The organism is Williamsia muralis NBRC 105860 (assembly GCF_001598915.1).
GTDB lineage: Bacteria > Actinomycetota > Actinomycetes > Mycobacteriales > Mycobacteriaceae > Williamsia > Williamsia muralis.
Genome location: NZ_BDAP01000003.1, coordinates 1 through 21,415, shown reverse-complemented (window position 1 = coordinate 21,415; position 21,415 = coordinate 1). Strand labels below are relative to the sequence as shown.

The 21,415-nt window shown below is 65.2% G+C and carries 14 protein-coding genes and 3 tRNA genes; 12 read left to right on the top strand and 5 right to left on the bottom strand.

What is annotated here, in order from left to right; translation table 11 throughout:
• Positions 1–81 precede the first annotated feature (81 nt).
• A tRNA-Arg gene (locus WIMU1_RS12150) sits at positions 82–155 on the top strand.
• Positions 156–176: 21 nt separating this feature from the next.
• Here the strand turns inward: WIMU1_RS12150 and WIMU1_RS12145 are convergent.
• Positions 177–1,541 (bottom strand): phenylacetate--CoA ligase family protein, encoded by a 1,365-nt coding sequence (locus WIMU1_RS12145; protein WP_062797678.1) that lies wholly within the window; start codon positions 1,539–1,541, stop codon positions 177–179.
• 101 nt (positions 1,542–1,642) lie between these two features.
• On the opposite strand from WIMU1_RS12145, the gene WIMU1_RS12140 reads away from it, so the two are divergent.
• The 7 genes from WIMU1_RS12140 to WIMU1_RS12110 all read left to right on the top strand — a co-directional run bounded on the left by WIMU1_RS12140 (position 1,643) and on the right by WIMU1_RS12110 (position 6,966).
• Entirely contained in the window at positions 1,643–2,041 is a 399-nt protein-coding gene (locus WIMU1_RS12140) for a DUF6188 family protein (protein ID WP_062797677.1), read from the top strand.
• Positions 2,042–2,135: 94 nt separating this feature from the next.
• The gene (locus tag WIMU1_RS12135; protein ID WP_030163788.1) at positions 2,136–2,693 is read left to right on the top strand and encodes a PadR family transcriptional regulator; all 558 of its coding nucleotides are present in this window, start codon (positions 2,136–2,138) and stop codon (positions 2,691–2,693) included.
• Between the two features lie 41 nt (positions 2,694–2,734).
• A complete protein-coding gene (locus WIMU1_RS12130; protein ID WP_084248220.1) occupies positions 2,735–4,780 on the top strand; it encodes an NADPH-dependent 2,4-dienoyl-CoA reductase in 2,046 nt (681 codons plus the stop codon).
• Positions 4,781–4,804: 24 nt separating this feature from the next.
• A complete protein-coding gene (locus WIMU1_RS12125) occupies positions 4,805–5,311 on the top strand; it encodes a nitroreductase family deazaflavin-dependent oxidoreductase (protein ID WP_062797673.1) in 507 nt (168 codons plus the stop codon).
• A 27-nt stretch (positions 5,312–5,338) separates the two neighbouring features.
• A complete protein-coding gene (gene cmrA / locus WIMU1_RS12120; protein ID WP_062797671.1) occupies positions 5,339–6,142 on the top strand; it encodes a mycolate reductase in 804 nt (267 codons plus the stop codon).
• Positions 6,143–6,205: 63 nt separating this feature from the next.
• Complete coding sequence (orn, locus tag WIMU1_RS12115; protein WP_023960479.1) at positions 6,206–6,805, top strand: oligoribonuclease; 600 nt, start codon at positions 6,206–6,208, stop codon at positions 6,803–6,805.
• 85 nt (positions 6,806–6,890) lie between these two features.
• Positions 6,891–6,966 (top strand) — tRNA-His (locus WIMU1_RS12110).
• Positions 6,967–7,428: 462 nt separating this feature from the next.
• Here WIMU1_RS12110 and WIMU1_RS12105 read toward each other — a convergent pair.
• Complete coding sequence (locus WIMU1_RS12105; RefSeq protein ID WP_062797670.1) at positions 7,429–8,607, bottom strand: L,D-transpeptidase; 1,179 nt, start codon at positions 8,605–8,607, stop codon at positions 7,429–7,431.
• 236 nt (positions 8,608–8,843) lie between these two features.
• On the opposite strand from WIMU1_RS12105, the gene WIMU1_RS12100 reads away from it, so the two are divergent.
• Positions 8,844–8,916 (top strand) — tRNA-Lys (locus tag WIMU1_RS12100).
• Between the two features lie 148 nt (positions 8,917–9,064).
• Positions 9,065–10,474: a chloride channel protein gene (locus WIMU1_RS12095; RefSeq protein WP_062797668.1), complete on the top strand. Its 1,410-nt coding sequence runs from the start codon at positions 9,065–9,067 to the stop codon at positions 10,472–10,474.
• A 22-nt stretch (positions 10,475–10,496) separates the two neighbouring features.
• On the opposite strand, the gene WIMU1_RS12090 is transcribed toward WIMU1_RS12095, so the two are convergent.
• Positions 10,497–10,718, bottom strand: a complete 222-nt coding sequence (locus WIMU1_RS12090; protein WP_099385042.1) for a DUF3618 domain-containing protein — start codon at positions 10,716–10,718, stop codon at positions 10,497–10,499.
• A 144-nt stretch (positions 10,719–10,862) separates the two neighbouring features.
• Here WIMU1_RS12090 and bcp point away from each other — a divergent pair, with 144 nt between their 5' ends.
• Positions 10,863–11,336: a thioredoxin-dependent thiol peroxidase gene (gene bcp, locus WIMU1_RS12085; protein WP_062797666.1), complete on the top strand. Its 474-nt coding sequence runs from the start codon at positions 10,863–10,865 to the stop codon at positions 11,334–11,336.
• A gap of 18 nt (positions 11,337–11,354) precedes the next feature.
• Complete coding sequence (locus WIMU1_RS12080; protein WP_084248217.1) at positions 11,355–12,053, top strand: TetR/AcrR family transcriptional regulator; 699 nt, start codon at positions 11,355–11,357, stop codon at positions 12,051–12,053.
• Positions 12,054–12,069: 16 nt separating this feature from the next.
• Here the strand turns inward: WIMU1_RS12080 and acpS are convergent, their stop codons facing one another.
• Complete coding sequence (acpS, locus tag WIMU1_RS12075; RefSeq protein WP_062797664.1) at positions 12,070–12,480, bottom strand: holo-ACP synthase AcpS; 411 nt, start codon at positions 12,478–12,480, stop codon at positions 12,070–12,072.
• On the bottom strand, positions 12,477–21,415 hold an 8,939-nt coding region (locus WIMU1_RS12070), incomplete at its 5' end, for a type I polyketide synthase (protein ID WP_062797662.1). The genes WIMU1_RS12070 and acpS, both read right to left, overlap by 4 nt.

The following is a 21,415-nucleotide window of genomic DNA, read 5'->3' as shown; positions in this document are numbered from 1 at the left end:
GGTAGGCACCACACGGGTGTGAGCTGCGTCCGCCCGCGATTGCACCGGCCGATATACTCGCCTGCGCCGACAAGTCGGCACGCCTCCGTAGCTCAGGTGGATAGAGCAAGAGCCTTCTAATCTCTAGGTCGCAGGTTCGAGTCCTGCCGGGGGCACCGAGATCTGATGTCGCATGTTCACTGCGACACCACTCGCAGATATTTGCCCCCCGGGCTCTGCTGCGGCGATTCTCCGGTGTCGAAGACCGTCACTTCCGGAACGCCCCGCTCGACGAAGAATGTCGTCAGTCCGGCCACCATCTCCGCAGCGACCACCGCACGGTCATCACCTACGACCGGGCGAACACGCACTCCGACCCTGGTCGCGGACGTCCGGACGAATTGGTACTGGGCCCAACGGGTCACGGCACCGAGTGCAGCGCCGATCTCCGAGGGAGCGAACTCCCTCACCCCGCCCGACGATTCGACATGCAGGAACTCGGCGACGCGGCCGGACACCCGAAACGCTGGAAGGCGGTTGCCGCACTCACACGCATCCGATTTCATGGTGATGCTGTCGCCCAGCTGGTACCGGATGATTGGTTGCACCCGACGGAACAGGGTCGTCAGCAACACCGAGTGTGATGCGACGCCGGGGGCCGTGGGTCTCCCGTCTCGGTCGATCGGTTCGAGAACAACCCAGTCGGCGTTCAGGTGTTGCCAGCCCAGGCCGCATTCGCGTGCGATGAACATGCATTCGTTGGCCCCGTAACTGTTGACCACCGGCGCCTGCCAGGCATCACGAAGTCGCTTCGCCATCTCTGGGGTCATTCCTTCCGCAATCGGGCGCACGATGACCGGCCTGATGTGCAATCGTCGTCGAGCCTGTTCTTCGGCGAGAAGCAACAACGTGCTCGAATAACCGCTCAGCACAGCGGGATCGAAGGCGTTGAGCTGGTCGACGAGCTCACCGATGGGGGTGTCCACCGGAAGCAATCTCGCCAACTGCCTTTCTCCGGCCTGGACCTGCTGACGGGCGAGCAGAGCCCGCGCCATGTGGTGACCGCTCGTCGCCGCGATCACGGCGGTACGGCGGCCACGTCGGAGGAATCGCGCGGTCTCGACCACCGACATCCTGCGTTCCCGCGTGCCCAGTGCCCGCGTGACACGAAATGCGAACTCCTCGGTGACGAAATAGCCGACATGCCCGGTGGTGCCCGACGTGGTCGTCACGAGGTAGTCGCCGAGGAACGCCGAACCTGCCGAGGCCTGGTCGCCGACAAACTTCTGTACGCCATCCAGAGTCACCCGCGGATCGGTCACCCATTCGTCGAAGGAGTCCATCAGCTCGGTTTTCGACGTGATCGGCAAGTCCGTGATCGGCGCACCGGACCAGGGAAGATCCCGGTAGAGCCGCCCGAAGTACGGTGAATATTGCCGGACGTGTGCGACAAGCTCGTCGAGTCGTCGCCGTTGTCTTTCGTCGATCCCACCGGGTGCTTCACGCACCGCATTGCGTATGTCGCGTTGCAATGCCTTCAGATCGTCATCCAGCTCAGTCACGAATCGACACTGTCACGAGCAACTGCTGACCGGCGTTCTTCTTGCCTAACTCGCGTATGTGCGCGACAGTCGAATGTGACGTACACCACTTGGAGGTAGCCGTGCACCTGTGGATACAAGGCCATCACGTCGAACGACTCACATTCGACGACAACTTGACGTTCTTCTTCGACGGTCACTGCGAGCTGGTGCTGTGGTCGCCTTTCTCACTGACCTCACCACCCATCGGAGGACGAGGGATCGACCACGACGACATCGATCCGGCCAACGTGATCCCCGAGCAACGTCCCTTGTTCACCATGCTGGGCAGTAGATGCTCGGTGGCCGAATGCACTGACAACGGGGACCTGCACATGGAGTTCGGCGACGGCAGCAGCATCGACGTTCCGGCAGACCCGGAAGGGCCGTCGTGGGAGCTGTTCGCGAAACGGCAGGGGTACGCAACGTGCGAGCGGTCCGGTGAAATTCGCGTGATCGAGCACCATCACGCCGCCCACTGAACGGCAGTAGCGCCTGTTTCGCAGTTCAGACCTAGTAGAAACTGGCATATGAACACTGTTGCATAGCGCGCAGTTGCACGGGTATGGTGCTGACGTGGCACTCGAACACGCGATCATGACCTCGCTCGCCGAGCGTCCGGGCACCGGTTACGAAATCGGGCAACAGTTCACCCGGTCCATCGGCCATTTCTGGTCGGCCACACATCAGCAGATCTATCGGACGCTCAAAAAGCTGCACACCGACGGTCTGGTGAGCTTCGAATCCGTTGCGCAGGACGGCCGACCGGACAAGAAGGTCTACACGCTGTCAGCCAAAGGGCGTGTGGCGCTGAGGGAGTGGGTCAGCTCCCCCACCGAACCTCAGCAGCTACGCGACGAACTGGGCGTCAAGATCAGGGCCGCCGAGTTCGGCAACCTACCCGGACTCATCGCAGAACTGAAGCGCCATCGCGACCTGCACGAAGGCCGACTGAGGCTCTACCAGGAATTCGAGAAAAACGACTACCCCGACCCCGACGCCCTCAACTTCCGCAAGCTCAAGCAATACCTGGTCTTGCGCGGTGGAGTGCGTATCGAGATCGGGTTCATCGAGTGGTGTGACGAAGTGATCGGCGCGTTGAGCGCTCAGCTCGACGAACCACCCAGCAACTGAAAGCGTCGCGGCCAGCCCCCGTGACAAGAAAGGTTCCACCCGTGACCAACCCGTACCCAAAACTGTTCGAGCCGTTGACCATCAACAAGGTCGAACTCAAGAACCGCGTCATCATGGGTTCCATGCACACCGGTCTGGAGGATCGCCTCTGGGACGTCGACAAGCTCGCCGCCTACTACGCCGAACGAGCCAAAGGCGGTGCGGCACTGATCATCACCGGCGGAATCGCACCGACCCGTGCGGGCCTGCTGTCGCCGTTCGCGGGCAAACTCACCAACAAGCTCGACGTGATCCGCCACCGACGCCTCACCAGTGCGGTGCATAAAGAGGGCGGCAAAATCGCGATGCAGGTGCTGTACGCCGGCCGGTACGGGTACACACCGTTCAAGTTCAGTGTCAGCTGGGAAAAATCACCGGTGCACCCGTTTCAGCCGATCAAGATGAACGACGCCCTCATCAAGCATGCGATCTGGTCTTATGGGCGCTGCGCGAAGCTCGCTCGCGAGGCTGGTTACGACGGTATCGAGATCATGGGCGGCGAGGGTTACCTGCTCAACACGTTCCTGTGCAAGCGCACCAATGACCGCACCGACAAATGGGGTGGTAGCACCGAGAACCGCCAGCGAATCGTTGTGGAGATCGTCAAAGAGATCCGCAAACGAGTCGGCCCCGACTTCATGGTGATCATGCGCCAGTCCATTGCCGACCTCGTCAAAGACGGCCAGACGTGGGATGAGATCGCCCTGTTGGCACGCAAACTCGAAGAGCACGGTGTCGACGCGATCAACACCGACATCGGTTGGCACGAAGCGCAGGTACCCACCATCGTGACGTCCGTTCCTCGTGGGGCGTTTGTCAGTTACACCGAGCGCCTGCGCGAAGAGGTGTCGATTCCGCTCATCGCATCCAACCGCATCAACACCCCCGAACTCGGCGAGCAGATCCTCGAGGGTGGACGAGTCGATGCCATCTCGATGGCGCGCCCTCTACTGGCCGACCCCGAGTTCGCCAACAAGGCGGAGGCCGGGCGAGCCGCCGAGATCAACACGTGCATCGCCTGCAATCAGGCGTGCCTCGACCATGCGTTCGTCGGCAAGAAGGTGTCATGCCTGGTCAATCCCCGCGCAGGACGCGAGACAACGCTGACGCTCGGCACCACCCGTAAGTCCAAGCGCGTCGCCGTGGTGGGTGCTGGACCGGCCGGACTGTCGGCTGCGGTCTCCGCCGCACAGCGGGGGCATGAGGTGCACCTGTACGAGGCGGGAGAACACATCGGCGGTCAATTCTCGATCGCAGCGCGGATTCCCGGGAAAGAAGAGTTCTCCGAGACCATCCGATACTTCACAGCCCAGCTCGAGGCGACCGGTGTGCAGGTCCACCTGAACACCTGGGTCAGCGCTGAAGAACTGATCGACGAGAAGTTCGACGACGTCGTCGTGGCGACCGGCGTCACCCCGCGCATGCCCGACATCCCCGGTATCGACCACCCCAAGGTGATGTCGTACGCGGAGGCTGTGCTCGGCCACAAGGCAATCGGAAAGACCGTTGCTGTCATCGGAGCCGGCGGTATCGGCTTCGACCTCACCGAATTCCTCACCGTCGACGACTCCCCCACCCTGAACGTCAAGGAATGGGCAGAAGAGTGGGGCATCACCGACGACCTGGGCGTGCCGGGGTTTGTCGGCAAACCACGTCCCACCCCTGCTGCCCGCACGGTGTATCTCGTGCAGCGCAAACCGGGCCGGCAGGGTAAAACGCTGGGCAAGACCTCAGGCTGGGTGCACCGTGCAACAGTCAAGATGAAAGGCGTCGAGCAGATCTCCGGCGCCAGTTACGACAAGATCGACGATGCGGGTCTGCACCTGAGTTTCGCTCCCAAAGAGGAAGGCGGCGAGCGCACCACGCGTGTGCTCGACGTCGAGACCGTGGTGGTGTGTGCCGGTCAGGAGTCGGTGCGCGAGCTCGTCGACCCGCTGACCGTCGCGGGTGTGAGCACCCACGTCATCGGCGGCGCCGACGTGGCCGCCGAACTCGACGCGAAACGGGCGATCCGCCAGGGCACCGAGGTCGCCGCAAGTATCGTCTGAAGCCAAACCACGAAGGGTGAAGCCGTGACCGCACCATTTCCCGACAGGCGTTGGGGCTCGAGTAGCTCGCCGCTGAACCGGGTCATGTTCGCGGTGGCGGCCACCTCACCCGGAACGTGGTTGGCACGCAGGATGATTCCGCTGGACCGGCGACTTCTGATCCGTAGCAGAGGACGGTTCACCATCGCCGGTCCGGTCGGGGCCCCCACCATGTTGCTGACGACCATCGGCGCGAAGAGCGGGCAACACCGGGTATCGCCCCTTCTCTACTACCGCGAGGACCCCGACCTCTACGTGGTCGGGTCCAACTTCGGACAGGCCCACCATCCCGCCTGGACCGCGAACCTCCTCGCGAACCCCTCGGCGTCGGTGAACATCGACGGAACCGAGATCGCGGCGACTGCCACGCTTGTCGAGGGCAGCGAAAAGGAACGCCTCTATCGCGAGTTCGAAAAAGTGGCGCGCAATTACGCGATCTATCGCAGCAAGACCTCGCGAGACATCCGCATGTTCCGGCTGTCGGCCACCTGAAGGCATCCTCCCGATACGATCGGCGCCATGCCTATCCCCCATCCGACACCGTCAGCCAGGGCAGTCGTCACCGGCGCATCGTCGGGTATCGGCGCAGCACTCGCGACCGAGCTCGCCCGACGCGGGCACTCCCTGATCTTGGCTGCCCGCCGCGAGGAAATCCTCATCGCGACCGCGACCGAGTTGCGCGCGACGTTCGGTGTCGAGGTGGAGGTGCGTGCCACCGATCTCTCTGATCCGACCGCGACCGACACTCTCTGCAACGAGCTCCGCGACCGTGAGATCTCCATCTTGTGCAACAACGCGGGCATCGCCACCTTCGGACCGTTGTCCGAGCTGGACCCAGAATACGAGCGAGCACAGGTGAGGCTCAATACCGTTGCCGTGCACGACCTCACACTCGCGGTTCTGCCGCAGATGGTGCAACGCAAAGCCGGCGGGATCCTCATGGTCGGTTCGGCGGCGGGCAACATGCCGATCCCGAACAACGCCACCTATGCGGCAACCAAGGCGTTTGTGAACACCCTCTCCGAATCGGTCCGGGGTGAGGTGGCAGACCAAGGTGTGCACGTGACTCTGCTGGCGCCGGGACCTGTGCGAACCCACACTCCGACGCCCGAAGAGGCAAGCATCGTCGATCGTGTGGTCCCCGACTTCATGTGGAACTCGAGCGAGTCAGTTGCGAAACTCAGCCTCGACGCCCTGAAGCGAAACAAGATGCGCGTGGTCCCCGGGGCGCTCTCCAAGGCGATGTCGGTTGCCGGTGGCTACACCCCCCGAAAGTTCACCGCACCGATCGTCGGCTCGTTCTACCGCAAGCTCGGCGACTAGGTCCGCCCCGGGCGGGCGCAGGTCAGGGCATGACGCCACGAACCGCTCAACTAGGGTTGTGGGGTGCAAGACAAACTTGTGTGGATCGACTGCGAGATGACCGGGCTGCAATTGCGCAGCGACAAGCTCATCGAGATCGCAGCCCTGATCACCGACAGCGAACTCAACATCATCGGTGACGGAGTCGACGTGGTCATCCACGCCGACGACGACGCCCTGGCGGCCATGCCTGCGGTGGTGAAGAAGATGCATGCAGCATCCGGACTCACCGAAGAAGTGCGTGCGTCCACAGTGACCATCGAGCAGGCGCAGAAGCAGGTCCTCGACTACCTGCGCAAGCACATCGACACCGCCGGCGCAGTCCCCCTTGCCGGCAACTCGATCGCCACCGACCGCGGCTTCATCGCCCGGGACATGCCCGAACTCGACGCGTACCTGCACTACCGGATGGTCGACGTCAGTTCGATCAAAGAGCTGTGCCGCCGGTGGTACCCGCGCATCTACTTCGGACAGCCAGAGAAGGGCCTGGCACACCGTGCGTTGGCCGACATCCGGGAATCGATCCGGGAGCTCAAGTACTACCGGGCAACAGCGTTTGTCGCCCCTCCTGGGCCCGAATCGTCGGCCATCGAGGAAGTGACCAAAACGCTCGGTCCGGCCTGATGGCGACAGGCCGGGTAACCGATTGGAATTCCGGACCGGCGAGCCGCTAGAGTAAGTCCCTGGTTCCGCTAACGCGGAATCGATGGTGGGCGTAGTTCAGTTGGTAGAGCACCAGATTGTGATTCTGGCTGTCGCGGGTTCGAGTCCCGTCGTCCACCCCAACACGAGGGCCGGTGTGAGCGCTGATCGCGCAAGCACCGGCCTTTGTATTTCCAGCAGTTCTCGACCGCTGCCGACATCGCACCATCGGGCGGCCATATCTTCGCCGCGCTATTGATTCTCGGCTCGCCTCACCAAGCAGGATGTCCAACACGACAACTCAGTGGCGTGTGGCTGCCTTGACCCTCGCCGGCGTCACAGCGCGACGGATACGGGCCCGGAGAAGGCCGCGGAGGCCGCAGGTCGGCCTCTCACGTACGTAATGCCCTGAGGAGGACAGGGCCGGCGTCTTAGGTCCGAGGTACACACGCGACCGTCACCAAGTGCGAGCCACCGCAAGGCGTGCACCTAGCAGCTCCGACGACGCAGGCGCGGTGGGACTACTCCCCGCGCGAAGCGATCACCAGGCGGGCTCACGCCTCGGAGTCGATCCAGCCGCCCCCATGACGGGGACGCGCTAAGCCTCAGGCGTTGCCCTGCTTCCAGGTCTCCCACGGAATGTTCCAGTCACCGAGGCCGTCGGTGCCCGACAGCTCGGGACCCACAGTGTTCTTCACGGTGATGACGTCCCCACGCAACGAATTCTGAGTCCACCACAGCGCGTTCTCCGGGCTGACGTTGAGGCATCCGTGGCTCGTGTTCTCGCTGCCCTGCGCGTACACCGACCACGGCGCGGAGTGGATGTAGATGCCGCTCCACGACATCTGGGTCGCGTAGTCGACGTCCAGCCGGTACCCGGCCGGAGAATTGACGGGGACACCGTAGGTGGACGAATCCATCACGATTCGGTCGAGACGATCACCGATGATGTACGTGCCGTTGTCGGTGGGCGTGGAATCCTTGCCCATCGACGTCGGCATCGTCTTGATGACCTTGCCGTTCTCCGTGATGGTGATGGTCTTGGTGTTGTCATCGGCGGTGGCGATGAGCTCGCGACCGATCGTGAACTTGGTCTTCATGTTCTCTTGGCCGAAGAGACCGTCACCCAGGTCGATCCCGTAAGTGTTGACCGCGACATCGACCTTGGTGCCGGGCTTCCAGAATTGCGCCGGGCGCCAGCGTAATTCGGTGTCACTGAGCCAGTAGAAGCCGCCCTCGGTAGGTGGGTCGGTACGGACCGTGATCGCGTCCTGCGCAGCCTTGCGGTTGGGGATCGCCTCATCGAATCGGATCGACACCGGCATCCCGACGCCGACAGTCGAATTGTCCTCTGGCAGTAGGTAGGCCTGGGTGAGGTTGTTGGGCGAACTCGTGGTGAACGAGGTGGTCGCCTTGGTGCTTCCACCGATGCCCTTGGCGTCAGCGGTCAGCGTGTAGGTCTTGTTGTAGCCGAACGACCCGGGGGCCACGGTCCAGCTCTTCTTGTCCGGCGACAGCGTGCCCGGCACCGGTGCGCCCGCCGAGTTGGTGATCTGGACGTCGGTGAGACGCCCGTCGCTCGCGGTGACCTTCACGGGCGCACCGGGCGAGAACCCCACATCACCGTCGACCACGGGCTTGTCCGCGAAACCGGTGATCTTCACCGCCGGCTGCAGGAGATCGTCGAACGGTGTGGTGCTGACAACCTGATCGCTGTACTTGGGCGTTGGGGCATCGGAGGCACACGCCGACATCACCGCGGCGAGTGCGATCAGGAAAACCATGAAAACAGTGGACTTTCGAGCCCCTTGTCCTACCGAGGTCTGCGTGAACCCCATCACACTCCAAACATCCCCTAAAGCCCAACGAGTGGGCACCAACCAACTGAGGAGAGTCTACGGGCAATGTGTGACGGACAGGAAACGCGACGAGCGGTCAAAACGGACCGTTTTCACCTCTGCGACCACGCGATTTTCGTTTTCCGCATGAGTCCTGCTAACGTTCCAAGTCGCAACAACGCGCGCCATTAGCTCAATTGGCAGAGCAGCTGACTCTTAATCAGCGGGTTCGGGGTTCGAGTCCCTGATGGCGCACTTCTCGGATTGACTGCACCACTTCAATTCCTGCTCGGGCCGCAACGGCCAAAGATCATTTGAACAATCGACAGCCACCTGACCGGTCGCACGTGATCGATCATCAACTGTCGCACCTGGACACGCTCTTCCCATTACTGTCATCCCAATGACGCGAGGGGCTGCTGTCGTAGCGCTCGGCGCCAGAATCGGTAGCCGACTCGAACGTTCGAGCTATGCCGTCAGGTGGCTGGTCTTGGGCATCTCCATCGGCGTGGTCGCCGGACTCGGCGCGGTGGTCTTCTTCGAGATGCTCGAGCTGGCCGGCCGACTCCTCCTGGAAGGCCTCGGCGGTTACGAACCTCCCCAGGCCGGACGCGACGGCGACACGGGCCACTCAGACGGTTTCAGTCGGCCCTGGGCAATCCCCCTCGTCGTCGCCGGAGGCGCGCTTGCTTCGGCCGTTCTCGTCGCACGGTTCGCACCGGAGGCAGAAGGGCATGGCACCGATGCCGCGATAGAGGCCGTCCATTCCGGTCCGCGCAGCATCCGCATGCGGGCGGTGGGGGTGAAGATGGTCGCGAGCGCGTTGACCATCGGCTCCGGCGGATCTGCGGGCCGGGAAGGACCGGCAGCACAGATCTCCGCAGGATTCGGGTCGCTGTTCACGCGATGGCTGAATCTGACCGACGACGACGGCCGAATCGCGGTAGCGATCGGGATCGGCTCAGGCATCGGGGCAATCTTCGGCGCCCCTCTGGGTGGCGCGGTGCTGTCGGGAGCCATCTTGTACCGCAACGACTTCGAGTTCCGGACGCTCATCCCCGGGTTGATCTCGTCTGTCACCGCCTACAGCGTATTCGGCGCGGTCGAGGGCTACGATCCGCTGTTCGGATTCGTGGCCGACGACTACAGACTCGAGTCACCCACACAGCTCATCTGGTTCGCCGTGATCGGACTACTCGCGGGCGGCGTGGGAATCCTGTACAGCCGCTTCTTCTACGGCACGGTCAGCGTGTTCGCCCGGTTGCCCGGCAATCGGATCGTCAAACCCGCCGTCGGCGGTCTCCTGGTGGGCCTGCTCGCCCTGGCGATGCCCGAGATACTGGGCAGCGGGTACGGCTGGGTGCAGGAAGCGATGAGCGCGGAGACACTGGCCTCGATGCCGCTGTGGATCGTGCTGGCACTCCCCTTCGCCAAGATCCTCGCGACGTCGTTGTCGATCGGGTCCGGAGGCGCCGGAGGCATCTTCGGTCCGGGCATGGTGATCGGCGCATTCGTCGGCGCGGCGCTGTGGCGACTGCTGGAGCCGTTCGCGCCCGGCGTACCCGAGGCGCCGGCGGCGTTTGTCATCGTCGCGATGATGGCCTGCTTCGGCGCCATCGCCCGTGTGCCGATAGCGGTGATGCTGATGGTGGCCGAGATGACCGGCGGTTACACCCTGCTCCCCGGCGGGATGGTCGCCGTGGGTATCGCCTACCTGCTGGTGCTGCGGAGCGGGGACTCGATCTATCGCGCTCAGCGCGAGGACCGGGAAGCGGCTTCGGTCGAGCGGTCGGGGTCCCGGCCGCTCGACTGAAGCTGCTCAGTCGGTCAGATGCTCAGGAGACGATCTTCTTGATGACGATCGCGACCACGACGACTCCGACCGCGATCAGCGTTCCCGCGACCGCCGGCTTCTGGAGGGTCACGAGCGCAGTGGCCTTGGCGTCTTCGGCCAGCCGCTGAGGATTGGCACGGGTCGCAAGCGCGTCGAGGGTCTCGGCGAGTTCGTCGCGGGCCCGTTCGATCTCGCGCTCGATGTCGTCGGTATCGCGTCCCACAAGGTCCTCCATCGGTGAAGTCCACTCCCCGCGCTCGTACGAAGGCGCGGAGCGGCCGGTCAGTTCTCGGGCTCTACGGTAGTTCACAGCCCGGGTTGCCAGTGTTCCGCCACACGAATTGCGTCCTCGGCTAGCCTGAACCCGATGACTGAGAACACACGACTCGCAGTGGGCGACAAGGCCCCAGGCTTTTCCCTGCCGGACGCCGACGGGAACACCGTCTCGCTCGACGACTATCGGGGACGTCAGGTGATCGTCTATTTCTACCCCGCTGCCAGCACTCCGGGCTGTACCAAGCAGGCCTGCGACTTCCGTGACAACCTGGGCGAGCTGAACGACGCGGGTGTCGAGGTCATCGGCATTTCTCCGGACAAGCCCGCAAAACTGGCCAAGTTCCGCGACGCGGAGGAGCTGACGTTCCCGCTTCTGTCCGACCCGGACAAGGCAGTCCTCACGGCCTGGGGTGCGTTCGGTGAGAAGATGATGTACGGCAAAACCGTCACCGGAGTGATCCGATCCACCTTCCTGGTGGATGCCGAGGGCAAAATCGCTGTGGCACAGTACAACGTGCGCGCCACAGGGCACGTGGCGAAACTTCGCCGCGACCTCTCGGTCTAGCCGAAGCGACCTGTGGCCATGGCCCAGCGGCAGTCCGGTACCGGCACCGGGGATTCCGGCGCCCTCAAGACCGGTGTCTCTCGGTTGCTCAGTTCCGAACCACTCGTTCCGCGCAAACGGCCCACGCAGCAACGCAGCCAACTGCGGTTCGATGCGATGCTTGCCGCTGCGCGCGACCTGCTGATCGAGGTGGGCTTCGAGTCGCTGACGTGTGAGCACATCGCGCAGCGCGCCGACGTCCCGATCGGGACGCTTTATCAGTACTTCGCGAACAAGTACGTCGTGGTCTGCGAACTCGATCGAGAAGACGCTGCCGGGGTACAGAGCGAACTGGCCAGATTCGCCGCGGAGGTTCCGTCTCTGGACTGGCCTCGCCTACTGGAGAAGTTCATCGATCACCTGGCGCAGCTGTGGCACGACGATCCGTCCCGCCGCGCGGTGTGGCTCGCTGTGCAGTCGACGCCTGCCACTCGTGCCACTGCCACCGTGCACGAGCGTGCGCTGGCGGAATTGGTCGCGCGGATCATCGCCCCACTGACCCCCGATCGCAGGCGTCGGGCGCTGATGTCCGAACTCCTGGTGCACACGGCGTACTCGCTGCTCAGCTTCTCGGTGCAAGAAGGTCAGAACCACTCCGCGACGGTCACCGAACTCAAGCGCATGCTGGGACGCTACATGCTCCTGGAAGATCCTGAGAACAACCGCAACGCACGGTGATTCACAGGCGCAGGAACTACTGAGTCTGCGACTGCGGAGCCTCTTCGATCACCGCGACCGCACCCGCCATGTCGCCGTCATGGGTCAGCGAGATGTGCACCACTGTTCCTGCCAGGTGCGTACCGATCTCACCGCCCAGTCGAATGGCCGGCCGGCCCCATGCATCCGTGACGACCTCGATGTCGCCATGCCGGATCAGCGGGAGCAGGGGCGAGCGCGCGAAACGACTCACCGACCATGCCTTGATCACCGCTTCCTTCGCCGCCCACCGGGCCGCGAGATGCCTCGCCTCGTCCCCGGTGCCCGAGGCGGCATCACGCCGCTCCCCCACCGTGAACCGATCTGCGAATGTGGTGCCGGGCTGTTTCAACTGCTCGGCGAAGCCGGGGATCGACACGAGGTCGATCCCCACTCCGATGACCGTCATCCGCCGTAGGTTCCGTTCGCCGACAGACGAGCCTCCGCGTCGAGCAGCATTGCCGCTTCCTGATCGCCCTCGTAGGAGCTGTCGTCGAACCGGCGGTTCGGGGGCCGCTGGTAGGCGGGCTTGCCGCCGCACATGGCCTCGAGCAGACGCTGCTGGCCCAGCCGCGCACGTTCGGTTGCCGCGGCGCGGTAACGCTCACGCTCAGCCGGATCAAGCGAGGCCACAAAAGCTTCCGGGTGCACCACGGCGATGAGACCGGACACGTGCCCGAAGCCCAGGCTCGTCAAGAGGCCGGCCTTGAGGGCGAACCTCTCGCCGAATCGCAACGGTTCAGTAGGCCACACCAGATGCTTGTGCTCGGCCATCACCTCGTCGACGCAGTCGAGGCTGCGGTTGGGAGGGATGACGCCGTCGCGCAACACCTGGCACAGACCGATCAGCTGGAAGGCTGCCGCACCGCCCTTGGAGTGGCCCGTCAGCGACTTCTGCGACACCACGAACAACGGCGCACCGTCGCTACGACCGATCGCCTCGGCGAGCCTCTCATGGAGGTTCGCCTCGTTGGGGTCGTTGGCCTTGGTGGACGTGTCGTGCTTGGACACCAGAGCCACGTCGTCAGGACTGACACCGAGCTGACGGAGCGACCGGGCGATACCCGAATCCTGGTGTCCGCGAGCGGCTCCGAGTGCACCGATGCCGGGGGCCGGGATGGACGTGTGCACGCCGTCACCGAAGCTCTGCGCCCATCCGACCACACCGAGAACCGGCAGACCCATCTCGGCGGCCACGTCACCGCGGGCCAGCAGAATCGTTCCGCCACCCTGCGACTCGACGAATCCGCCGCGACGACGGTCGTTGGCCCGGGAGAACCTGCGGGCATCGATGCCCTTGGCCTCCATCGTGGCCGTCTCGGCGGTGGCCGACATGTCGCCGAACCCGACGATGCCCTCGATACCGAGGTCGTCGAACCCACCGGCGACCGCGAACAACGCCTTGCCCAGCTTGATCTTGTCGACACCTTCTTCGACCGACACCGCCGCGGTGGCGCAGGCGGCCACCGGGTGGATCATCGCGCCATAGCTACCGATGTACGACTGGACCACGTGTGCTGCAACAACGTTCGGCAGTGCCTCCTGCAGGATGTCGTTCGCCTTGGCCTCACCGGTGAAGGTGTCGAGGTACAGCGATCGCATCGACGTCATGCCGCCCATGCCGGTGCCCTGGGTGTTGGCAACCAGGCCTGGGTGCACCCACCGCATCAATTCCGACGGTTCGAAACCGGAAGCGAGGAAGGCGTCGACAGTGGCGATCAGGTTCCACAGCGCAACCCGATCGATCGACTCGGCCATGTCGGCCGACACACCCCAGCGGGTGGGATCGAACCCGGTCGGGATCTGGCCACCCACGGTGCGGGTGAGCTTGAATCGACGCGGTACGCGGATCTCGGTGCCCGCCTGACGTGTCACCTGCCATTCGCCACTGTCCGGGTCGACCTTGATCTTGGTCTTGTCCGGCGCAGCCGAGAGGAAGGAGCGTGCCTCCCCCTCCGACGCCACCGAGAAGGTCAGATCGTTGTCGAGGTACACCGAGGTCAGCAACGGTGACGAGTTGTCGATCATGTCGCCGTCGTCGGCGTACCGGCGGATGCCGCAGCGTTCGACCACGGCGTCGTGGTAGCGATCAGCAATCTCCGACTCGGCGACCGGGTCGCCCGACTCGGCGTCGTACCAACCGGGCTTCGGTGTGGCCTCCCACGTGATCAGGCCTGTGCTCCACGCCAATTCGAGAACGCCGGCCGCCGACAGTTCGTCTTCGACCTCCATCTCGAACCGGGTCCGTGCACTGCCGTACGGTCCGAGTTCACCGGCACCCACGATCACGACCAGGTCCTCCGGGCGCGCGTCGATCTTGCCCCACGCAGGGGTGGTCGACTCGGGCGCCCGGGCCGGGGCAGGCAGTGCGGCCAGTGTCGGCTCGTCGGACTCGTCCTCGTCGTCAACTGCGGCCAGCGCATCCGCCTGGGCCTGTGCCAACGCCTTCATGTCGAGCGTGGCGTCGGCGAGTCCACCGGTCAGGTCGAGTTGCAACGGTTCGGTCCTGGCCTGGACCCGACTCTCGGGCGTCACCGCCGTGAGCAGCTCGGTGGCCATCTCGTGGGTCGACCAGGTCTTCACACCTGCGGCCTCGACAGCCTCGACGAGTCCATCGTTGTGGCCCATCAGCCCGGTGCCCGTGACCCACCCGATCAACGCGTGCGCCAGGGTGACCTTGGAGTTCCACGAATCCTCCGCGGCCCAGCGCTTCACCAGTGCGTCGAGCGCGGCCTTGGACTCGCCATAAGCGCCGTCGCCACCGAACATCCCGCGGTTCGGCGAGCCTGGCAGCACCACATGCAGCCGAGCCGCCAGATGATGGTCAGCCGCGATGTCGCCGAGACCGGCGATCAGCCGCTCCACCGACCAGAGCAACACCTTCATCTCCAGTTCGGCGCGGCCGCCCGCGTCGGTGAGGTCGCCGGCGACCCGCGGTGCGGCGAACGGGAACAGCAGAGTCGGCTTGAGCGCCGGCTTGAGCACTCCGGTCTTGCCGCCGAGGTTCTCGGTCTGCTCGCTACCGATCCACTCGACCAGCTCGTCGACGTCGGTGTACGACGACAGGTTCGCCGGGACAACCCAGAGCGCCGCGTCTCCGCGGGCACTGCGACGGTAGAGCGACTTGAAGAACGCCAGCCGGTTGTCGTCGAGACGCGAGGTCGTCGCGACCACGGTGGCCCCGCCGGCGAGCAGTTGCTCGACCACTGCGGCAGCGATCGAACCCTTGCTGGCTCCGGTCACGACGGCGATGTCGTCGGCGTAGGTCTCGGGCTGCGGATCTTCGGCCGCGTGGGCGATCTGCGCGTAGACCCGAGCGTGCACCTGGTGTCCGTTCGCGAGCGCCTTGCCCTGCCACCAGGTGGCCTGATGGCAGACGGTCTCGCCCGCGCCGACAAACTTGCCGCTGATGTCGTAGAACTCGTTGTCGATGACGTGCTCGTCCTCGAGCCACAGCCGTGCCAGGTCCTCGCGAGCACTGGCCCATCGGTCGTCGATGAGCACCGCGCGGCGCTCGTCGAATGCCGGGGCCACCACACGCAGCCAATCCGAACCCAGTTCGGCGCTGACACGTTCGAGCACCGCGGTGTTGTCCTCGGCAGGTGCAGCGAGCTCGGGCTCGTCCGCCAGGCCGAGCTTCTGCAGGATGGTCTGCGCGGCCGAGGCCAGAGCGCCGGTGCGCCCGGTGAACTGCTCGGTGAGCTCTCCGAGAGCTGCAGCGTCGACCATTCCGCCTCCGCCGCCCCCGCCGACGGCAGGCTTGCTCACCGAGATGCCCTTGTTGGAGCCGACTTTCGCGACCGCAGCATCGATCAGGGCGTCGATACCGTCGGCGTTCGAAGGCGCCTCCGAGACCAGGTCACCCAAGTCGCCACCGCGGACGCTGACGCCGTCGCGGCTACCGAGAGCGACCGCAACGCTGGTGTGCAGCGCCCAGCCGGGGCCGAGTTGCCACACCGAGGTGACGCGGTCTTCGATGTACGACGCGCGCTTGCCAACCGGTCCGAACACCTTGCGGATCTGGTCGCCGACGGCGTCGGTGAGCACCGAACCGAGCGGCTTGTAGCCGCGGGCCAGCGCGTTCACCGTCGAAGCGAGCGCGGGCATCTCGGCCTCTGCGGCGCCGTCGATGGCACCGAGACCCAGTTCTCCGCCGATGTCGAGAAGCAACTGGTTGCGCCGGGATGACACACCGTCACACAGTGCCTCGATGGTGTCCGCAGCGCCGATCTGATCGATGCGGATCTTCGTCCACAGCGCGATGACAGCGTCGACCGCGTCGGACGGGCCGAACGAGATGTCCTCGGGACGGGGACCCGAATCCGCGGGGGCCGCGACGGGAGCCGGTGCCGCGACCGCTGTTTCGGCGGCAGGCGCCGCTGCGGCAGCTGATGCCTCGACGGCAGGTGCTTCGTCTTCCTCCACATCCGGTGCGCTGTCCTTCGCCAGGATGACGTCGGAGTCACGCTCGATGTTGAGCACCTGAACGGCGGACTGAAGGTAGTCGTCCAGCTTGAGGGTGTTGCCGGCGAGGCCACTGAGTGTCGGAGCCGACTTCACGCCGACCTCGACGAACCGCTCCACTCCGGCTCCGCCACGCTCGACCGGGGTGAACAGCAGATCCTGTGTTTCGATCCAGCGCACCGGGCTGGCGAACTGCCACGCGAGCAGCTCGATCAGCAGTACGCGGGTCAGCTCACCGGGCTTGGCACTCCACGTATCCCAGTCGGCCAGCACATCGTCGAGGGGCTCGGAGGGCACCAGGTCGGCGATCTCCTGGACGAAGTCGCGGCCCAGGTTGAACATGCGTGGGACCAGGTTCGGTACGTATCGGCCCACGAGGATGTCGGGGTCGATGTGCTCGGGAAGCAGGTCCTGCAGACGATGCCGGAAGTCGGGCACACCCGCACGCAACACGGTGGAGTGGAACGGGACGTCGATCCCGGGAACCAGGATGAACGAGCGTTTGCCGCCCGCCTTGGCACGGAGTTCTTCTATCTCCTCCTCCAGCACCTCGAGTCCTCGGACCGTGCCTGCGATCGCGTATTGCGAGCCGAGCAGGTTGAGGTTCACGACCTCAAGGAACTCACCGGCGCGTTCGCCGACCTGCGAGACCCAGTCCATGACATCGGCGTCGGCCAGTCCGAACTGACTCGGCCGGATCGCGGCCATGCGGTAATCGCTGCGGCCCTTCGCATCTCGCGGGACCAGGTGGTGCATGGCCTCGCCACGCTGGAACACGACCTCGAGGACAGCCTCCAACGGCAGCACCCCGGCGCACGCGGCGAGCGCGTTGTACTCGCCCACCGAGTGACCACAGGTGATGGCGTTCTCGACGAAACCGCCCGACTCCTTGAGTTCGGCGATCTGCGCGACGCCCAGAGTGGCCATGGCCACCTGTGTGAACTGCGTCAGGAACAGCACCCCGTCAGGGTGGTGGTAGGTGGTGCCGCCTGCCGAGAGTGTGGTCGGGTTGTCGCGGACCACGGCCAGGATCGAGAAGCCGAGAGCATCCCTGGTGTGCTTGTCCGCCCGGTCCCAGACCTTGCGGGCAGCCTTGGAACGCGACCGTGCGTCGAGTCCCATGCCCTTGCTCTGGATGCCCTGCCCGGGGAACGCGTAGACGGTCTTGGCAGGCGCGAGGAGGCCGGTGGCGTTCATCACGAGCAGGTCGCCGACCTTCGCGCTGACCTCGATGACGTCGCGGCCGGCGTCCATACCAACGCGGTCGACGCGGATGGTGACCTCGTCACCGGGGCGAACCATGCCCAGGAAACGAGCGGTCCAGCCGAGCAGTGCGCGAGGCACCGGGATGGGGTTCTTGGCGTCTGTGGCGGTCACGACGTGCTGTGCAGCCGCGGACAGCCACATGCCGTGAGCGATAGGGCTGCCCAGACCGGCCATCTTCGCTGCCGACATGTCGGTGTGAATAGGGTTGTGATCGCCTGAGACGAGGGCGAATCCGTGCATCCGCGACGGGGTTGCGATGGTGACTTCGCGGATCTTCTTGCGGGTCGCCTCGCCTGACTTGGCGCTCAGTGCACCACCGGCCCGGCTCGGATCGGTCAATTCGCCGTCGCCGGTGCGTCCGCGTACGGCGAACCGTTCGGTCATCTCGGCAATCTGGCGGTCGGCGTCGGAGATGGTGACCACCACGGTGACCACACGGCCCAGGTCGGTGTCGACGACACCCGACAGCGCTGCGGTGACCGTCAAATCTGTTGCCACGCGCGGCAGTTCGCCGACGGTGGACGCAACATGATCGAGGTGGACCAGATCGAGTAGGCCTTCGACCACAGGCTCGCCGGACTGGGTCGTCGCTGATCCGATGACACTGAAGACGGCGGGCCAGCACAATCCGACCAGCGTGTCGGGGTTGGCGAACCCGGTGACGCCCTGCGGGACCGAAGCACTCAGATGCTCGGGAAGGGTGTACGCGGTGACCGCGGCGTGGTCGGCGACCAGGTCCGGGTCCCACGTGACGGTGCGTGTGGCCGCGCCATCGGTCACCGACGCCAGGGATCCACCGGCTGCGACAGCCAGGATCTGGCGCATCGCGCCTGCGGCACCTTCGATGGTGACCTTGGGTGACCCACCGTCGAGGATCGACTCGTCGACGGTCATCGGGATGGCAACGGTGGCCTTGCCGATCGGCACGGTCAGGACGACTCCGTCGGAGGTGCGCTCGAGGACGGCCCCGGTCGGTTCGTGCTCACCACGCTCGGTGGAGGGGAACTCCCACGCATCCCGGTCACCAAGCAAAGCAACAGGATTCGCGACGAGGCGCCCGGACCACTGCACGCTCAGCGACTCGACGACGGTGCCGAGCACGCCTTCCACGTCGACCAGGCCCGCACGAAGTCGCGCGCTGACCGGGAAGGGCTCTACGCCGATGCCGTGGAGATCGGTGACCACCTGGGCTTCGAAGCGGTCGAGCAACTCGCCAACCGGTTCGTCGACGCGGGTGATGCCTGCGACGGCGACGGGTCCCGGGATGATGCACACCTCGTCTGCGCCGTAGCGCGGATCGTGGGCCTGCCACAGGGAGTCGCTGCGCCACCAGCGACGCACGTCTTTGTCGATGACCGGGACGAAATTGACCGGCTTGCCGGGCGTACGGCACAGGTCGAGGAAGAAGATCAGGTCGGCCGGGTGCAGAACGTCGGTGTCGGCAGCCGGGTACACCGCGACCAGCGCATCAATGGCTGCACCGGCATTGTCGGTGGCCGACGTGTGACCGAACAGCGTCGGGATCTGACCGCGGTCGGCATCGTTGAGACGAGCTTCGGCGCGCTGCAGCATCTCGATGAAGCGCTGACGCCATGTGACGTCGGCCCATGTCGCTGCCCCGGTGGCCTCACCCACGGCGAGCTCGACATAACGCTCGAGCCACTGGCGGTAGGTCATCTGCGCCACATCGCCAAAGTACGGCTTCGCCGTTCCGGTGAGCGCCTCGATGATCTCGTCGCGACGAGCCTGCACGGCCTCTTCGTCACCGGCCACCTCATCGAGCAGTCGGCCACATCGCGACGCCGCGTTGTCGACCTCGTGGATGTCGGCGCCGAGCTGGCTTCGGCCCGAGGCCATTCCGGCTGTTGCGTAGCCTGCGCCGATCCACTCGTCGCAGCCCGGGGTGTTGACCAGGAGTTCTTTGACCGCCGGCGACGTGGTCGCCTCCTTGGTGGCCATGGCGGCGGTGCCGATCAGGATGCCGTCGAGCGGCATGAGCGGGTAGTCGTGGGCCGCTGACCAGACTCCGGTGAGGTATTCGCTGGCCCGCTCGGCTGTCCCGATTCCGCCGCCGACGCAGATGACCACGTTGGGGCGGGCGCGCAGCTCGGCGTAGGTGGCCAGGAGGAGGTCGTCGAGATCCTCCCAGGAGTGATGGCCTCCTGCGCGGCCCCCCTCGATCTGGACGATCACCGGGTAGTGCGGTACCTCGGCAGCAATGCGGATCACCGAACGGATCTGTCCGATGGTGCCGGGCTTGAACGAGATGTACGGGATCTGCGCGTCGGCGAGTTCGGACACCAGCGCCACGGCCTCGTCGAGCTCCGGGATACCAGCCGAGACGATGACACCGTCGATCGGCGCGCCGTTTGCACGTGCCTTCTGCACGAGGCGTTTGCCGCCGATCTGCAGCTTCCACAGGTAGGGGTCGAGGAAGAGGGTGTTGAACTGCGCCTGACGGCCCGGCTCGAGGAGTTCGGTCAGCTTGGCGACGTTGTCGGCGAAGATGCCCTCGGTCACCTGCCCGCCACCGGCCAGTTCGGCCCAGTGTCCGGCATTGGCGGCCGCGGCCACGATCGCGGGGTCGACCGTTGTCGGCGTCATTCCGGCGAGGAGCATCGGCGATCGCCCGGTGAGACGGGTGAACGCGGTCTCCACCACGTGGCGACCGTTGGGAAGCTGAACGATCTTGGGGCTGTAAGTACTCCACGGGCGCTGGACGTCGGGGATGCCTCCGGGCGCGAACAGGTTGCGCTGCCCACCGCGTTGGCTCACCGAGATCAGGCCGACGCCCTGCCCGCGGACCACGGGAACGCTCAGCCGGGTGGCGACGTCGCCGGGGCCCAGGTCGAGAATCCACTTGGCGCCGGCACTGACGACGTCGTCGAGGGCGTCGACCCAGTCGACCTTGTCGACCAGCACTGCCGCGGCGAGTCGTCGTGCGGCCACGGGGTCGATGCCGCACACGGCAGCCCAGTCGGCGACGAGATCACAGGCGGCCTCGAGCGCCGGATGGTGGAAGGCGATCGACACCGACAGCGGATCGAAGACCGGCGCGAAGGCGGTGCCGCCGGTCGTCTTCTTCTTGCGTTCGGCGGCCTCTGCGGCGGCAAGCGTCTCGCACTGGCTGACAAACGCCGACAGGTGGCGCGGAGCTCCTGAGAGGACCACGGAGCGTCGTCCGTTGACGATCGAGAGCACAGGCGCCGATTCACGGTCCGATTCGCGCAGCGTCAGCGCGTAGTCGTCGACGAGTGTCTGGATGCGGGCCGGATCGACCTGCGCGACCGACAGCATCGGGCTTCCGGCAGCGTCGGAGGTGAGGCCTCGCCGACGGGCGATGAAAGCACCCGCCGCGCCGATGAGATGCGCTACGGCCAGTAGTGCGCCGTCGCCCAGTCCGCCATCCTCGGCTGCGGCCTTGATCGCCTCGGTGCCCAGCACACCCTGCGAGTGTCCGATCGCCGCAACAGGGGTCAGCTCGCCGAGGTCGAGTCCCTGCTTGCGAGTGGCACTGATGGCCGCCAGCTGAGCAAGCAGGATGCCCGGCACCGACACCGGCGCCGCGGCGAGAGCATGGTCGGCAGGTACCGATTCTTCGGCGTTGTGTGCGT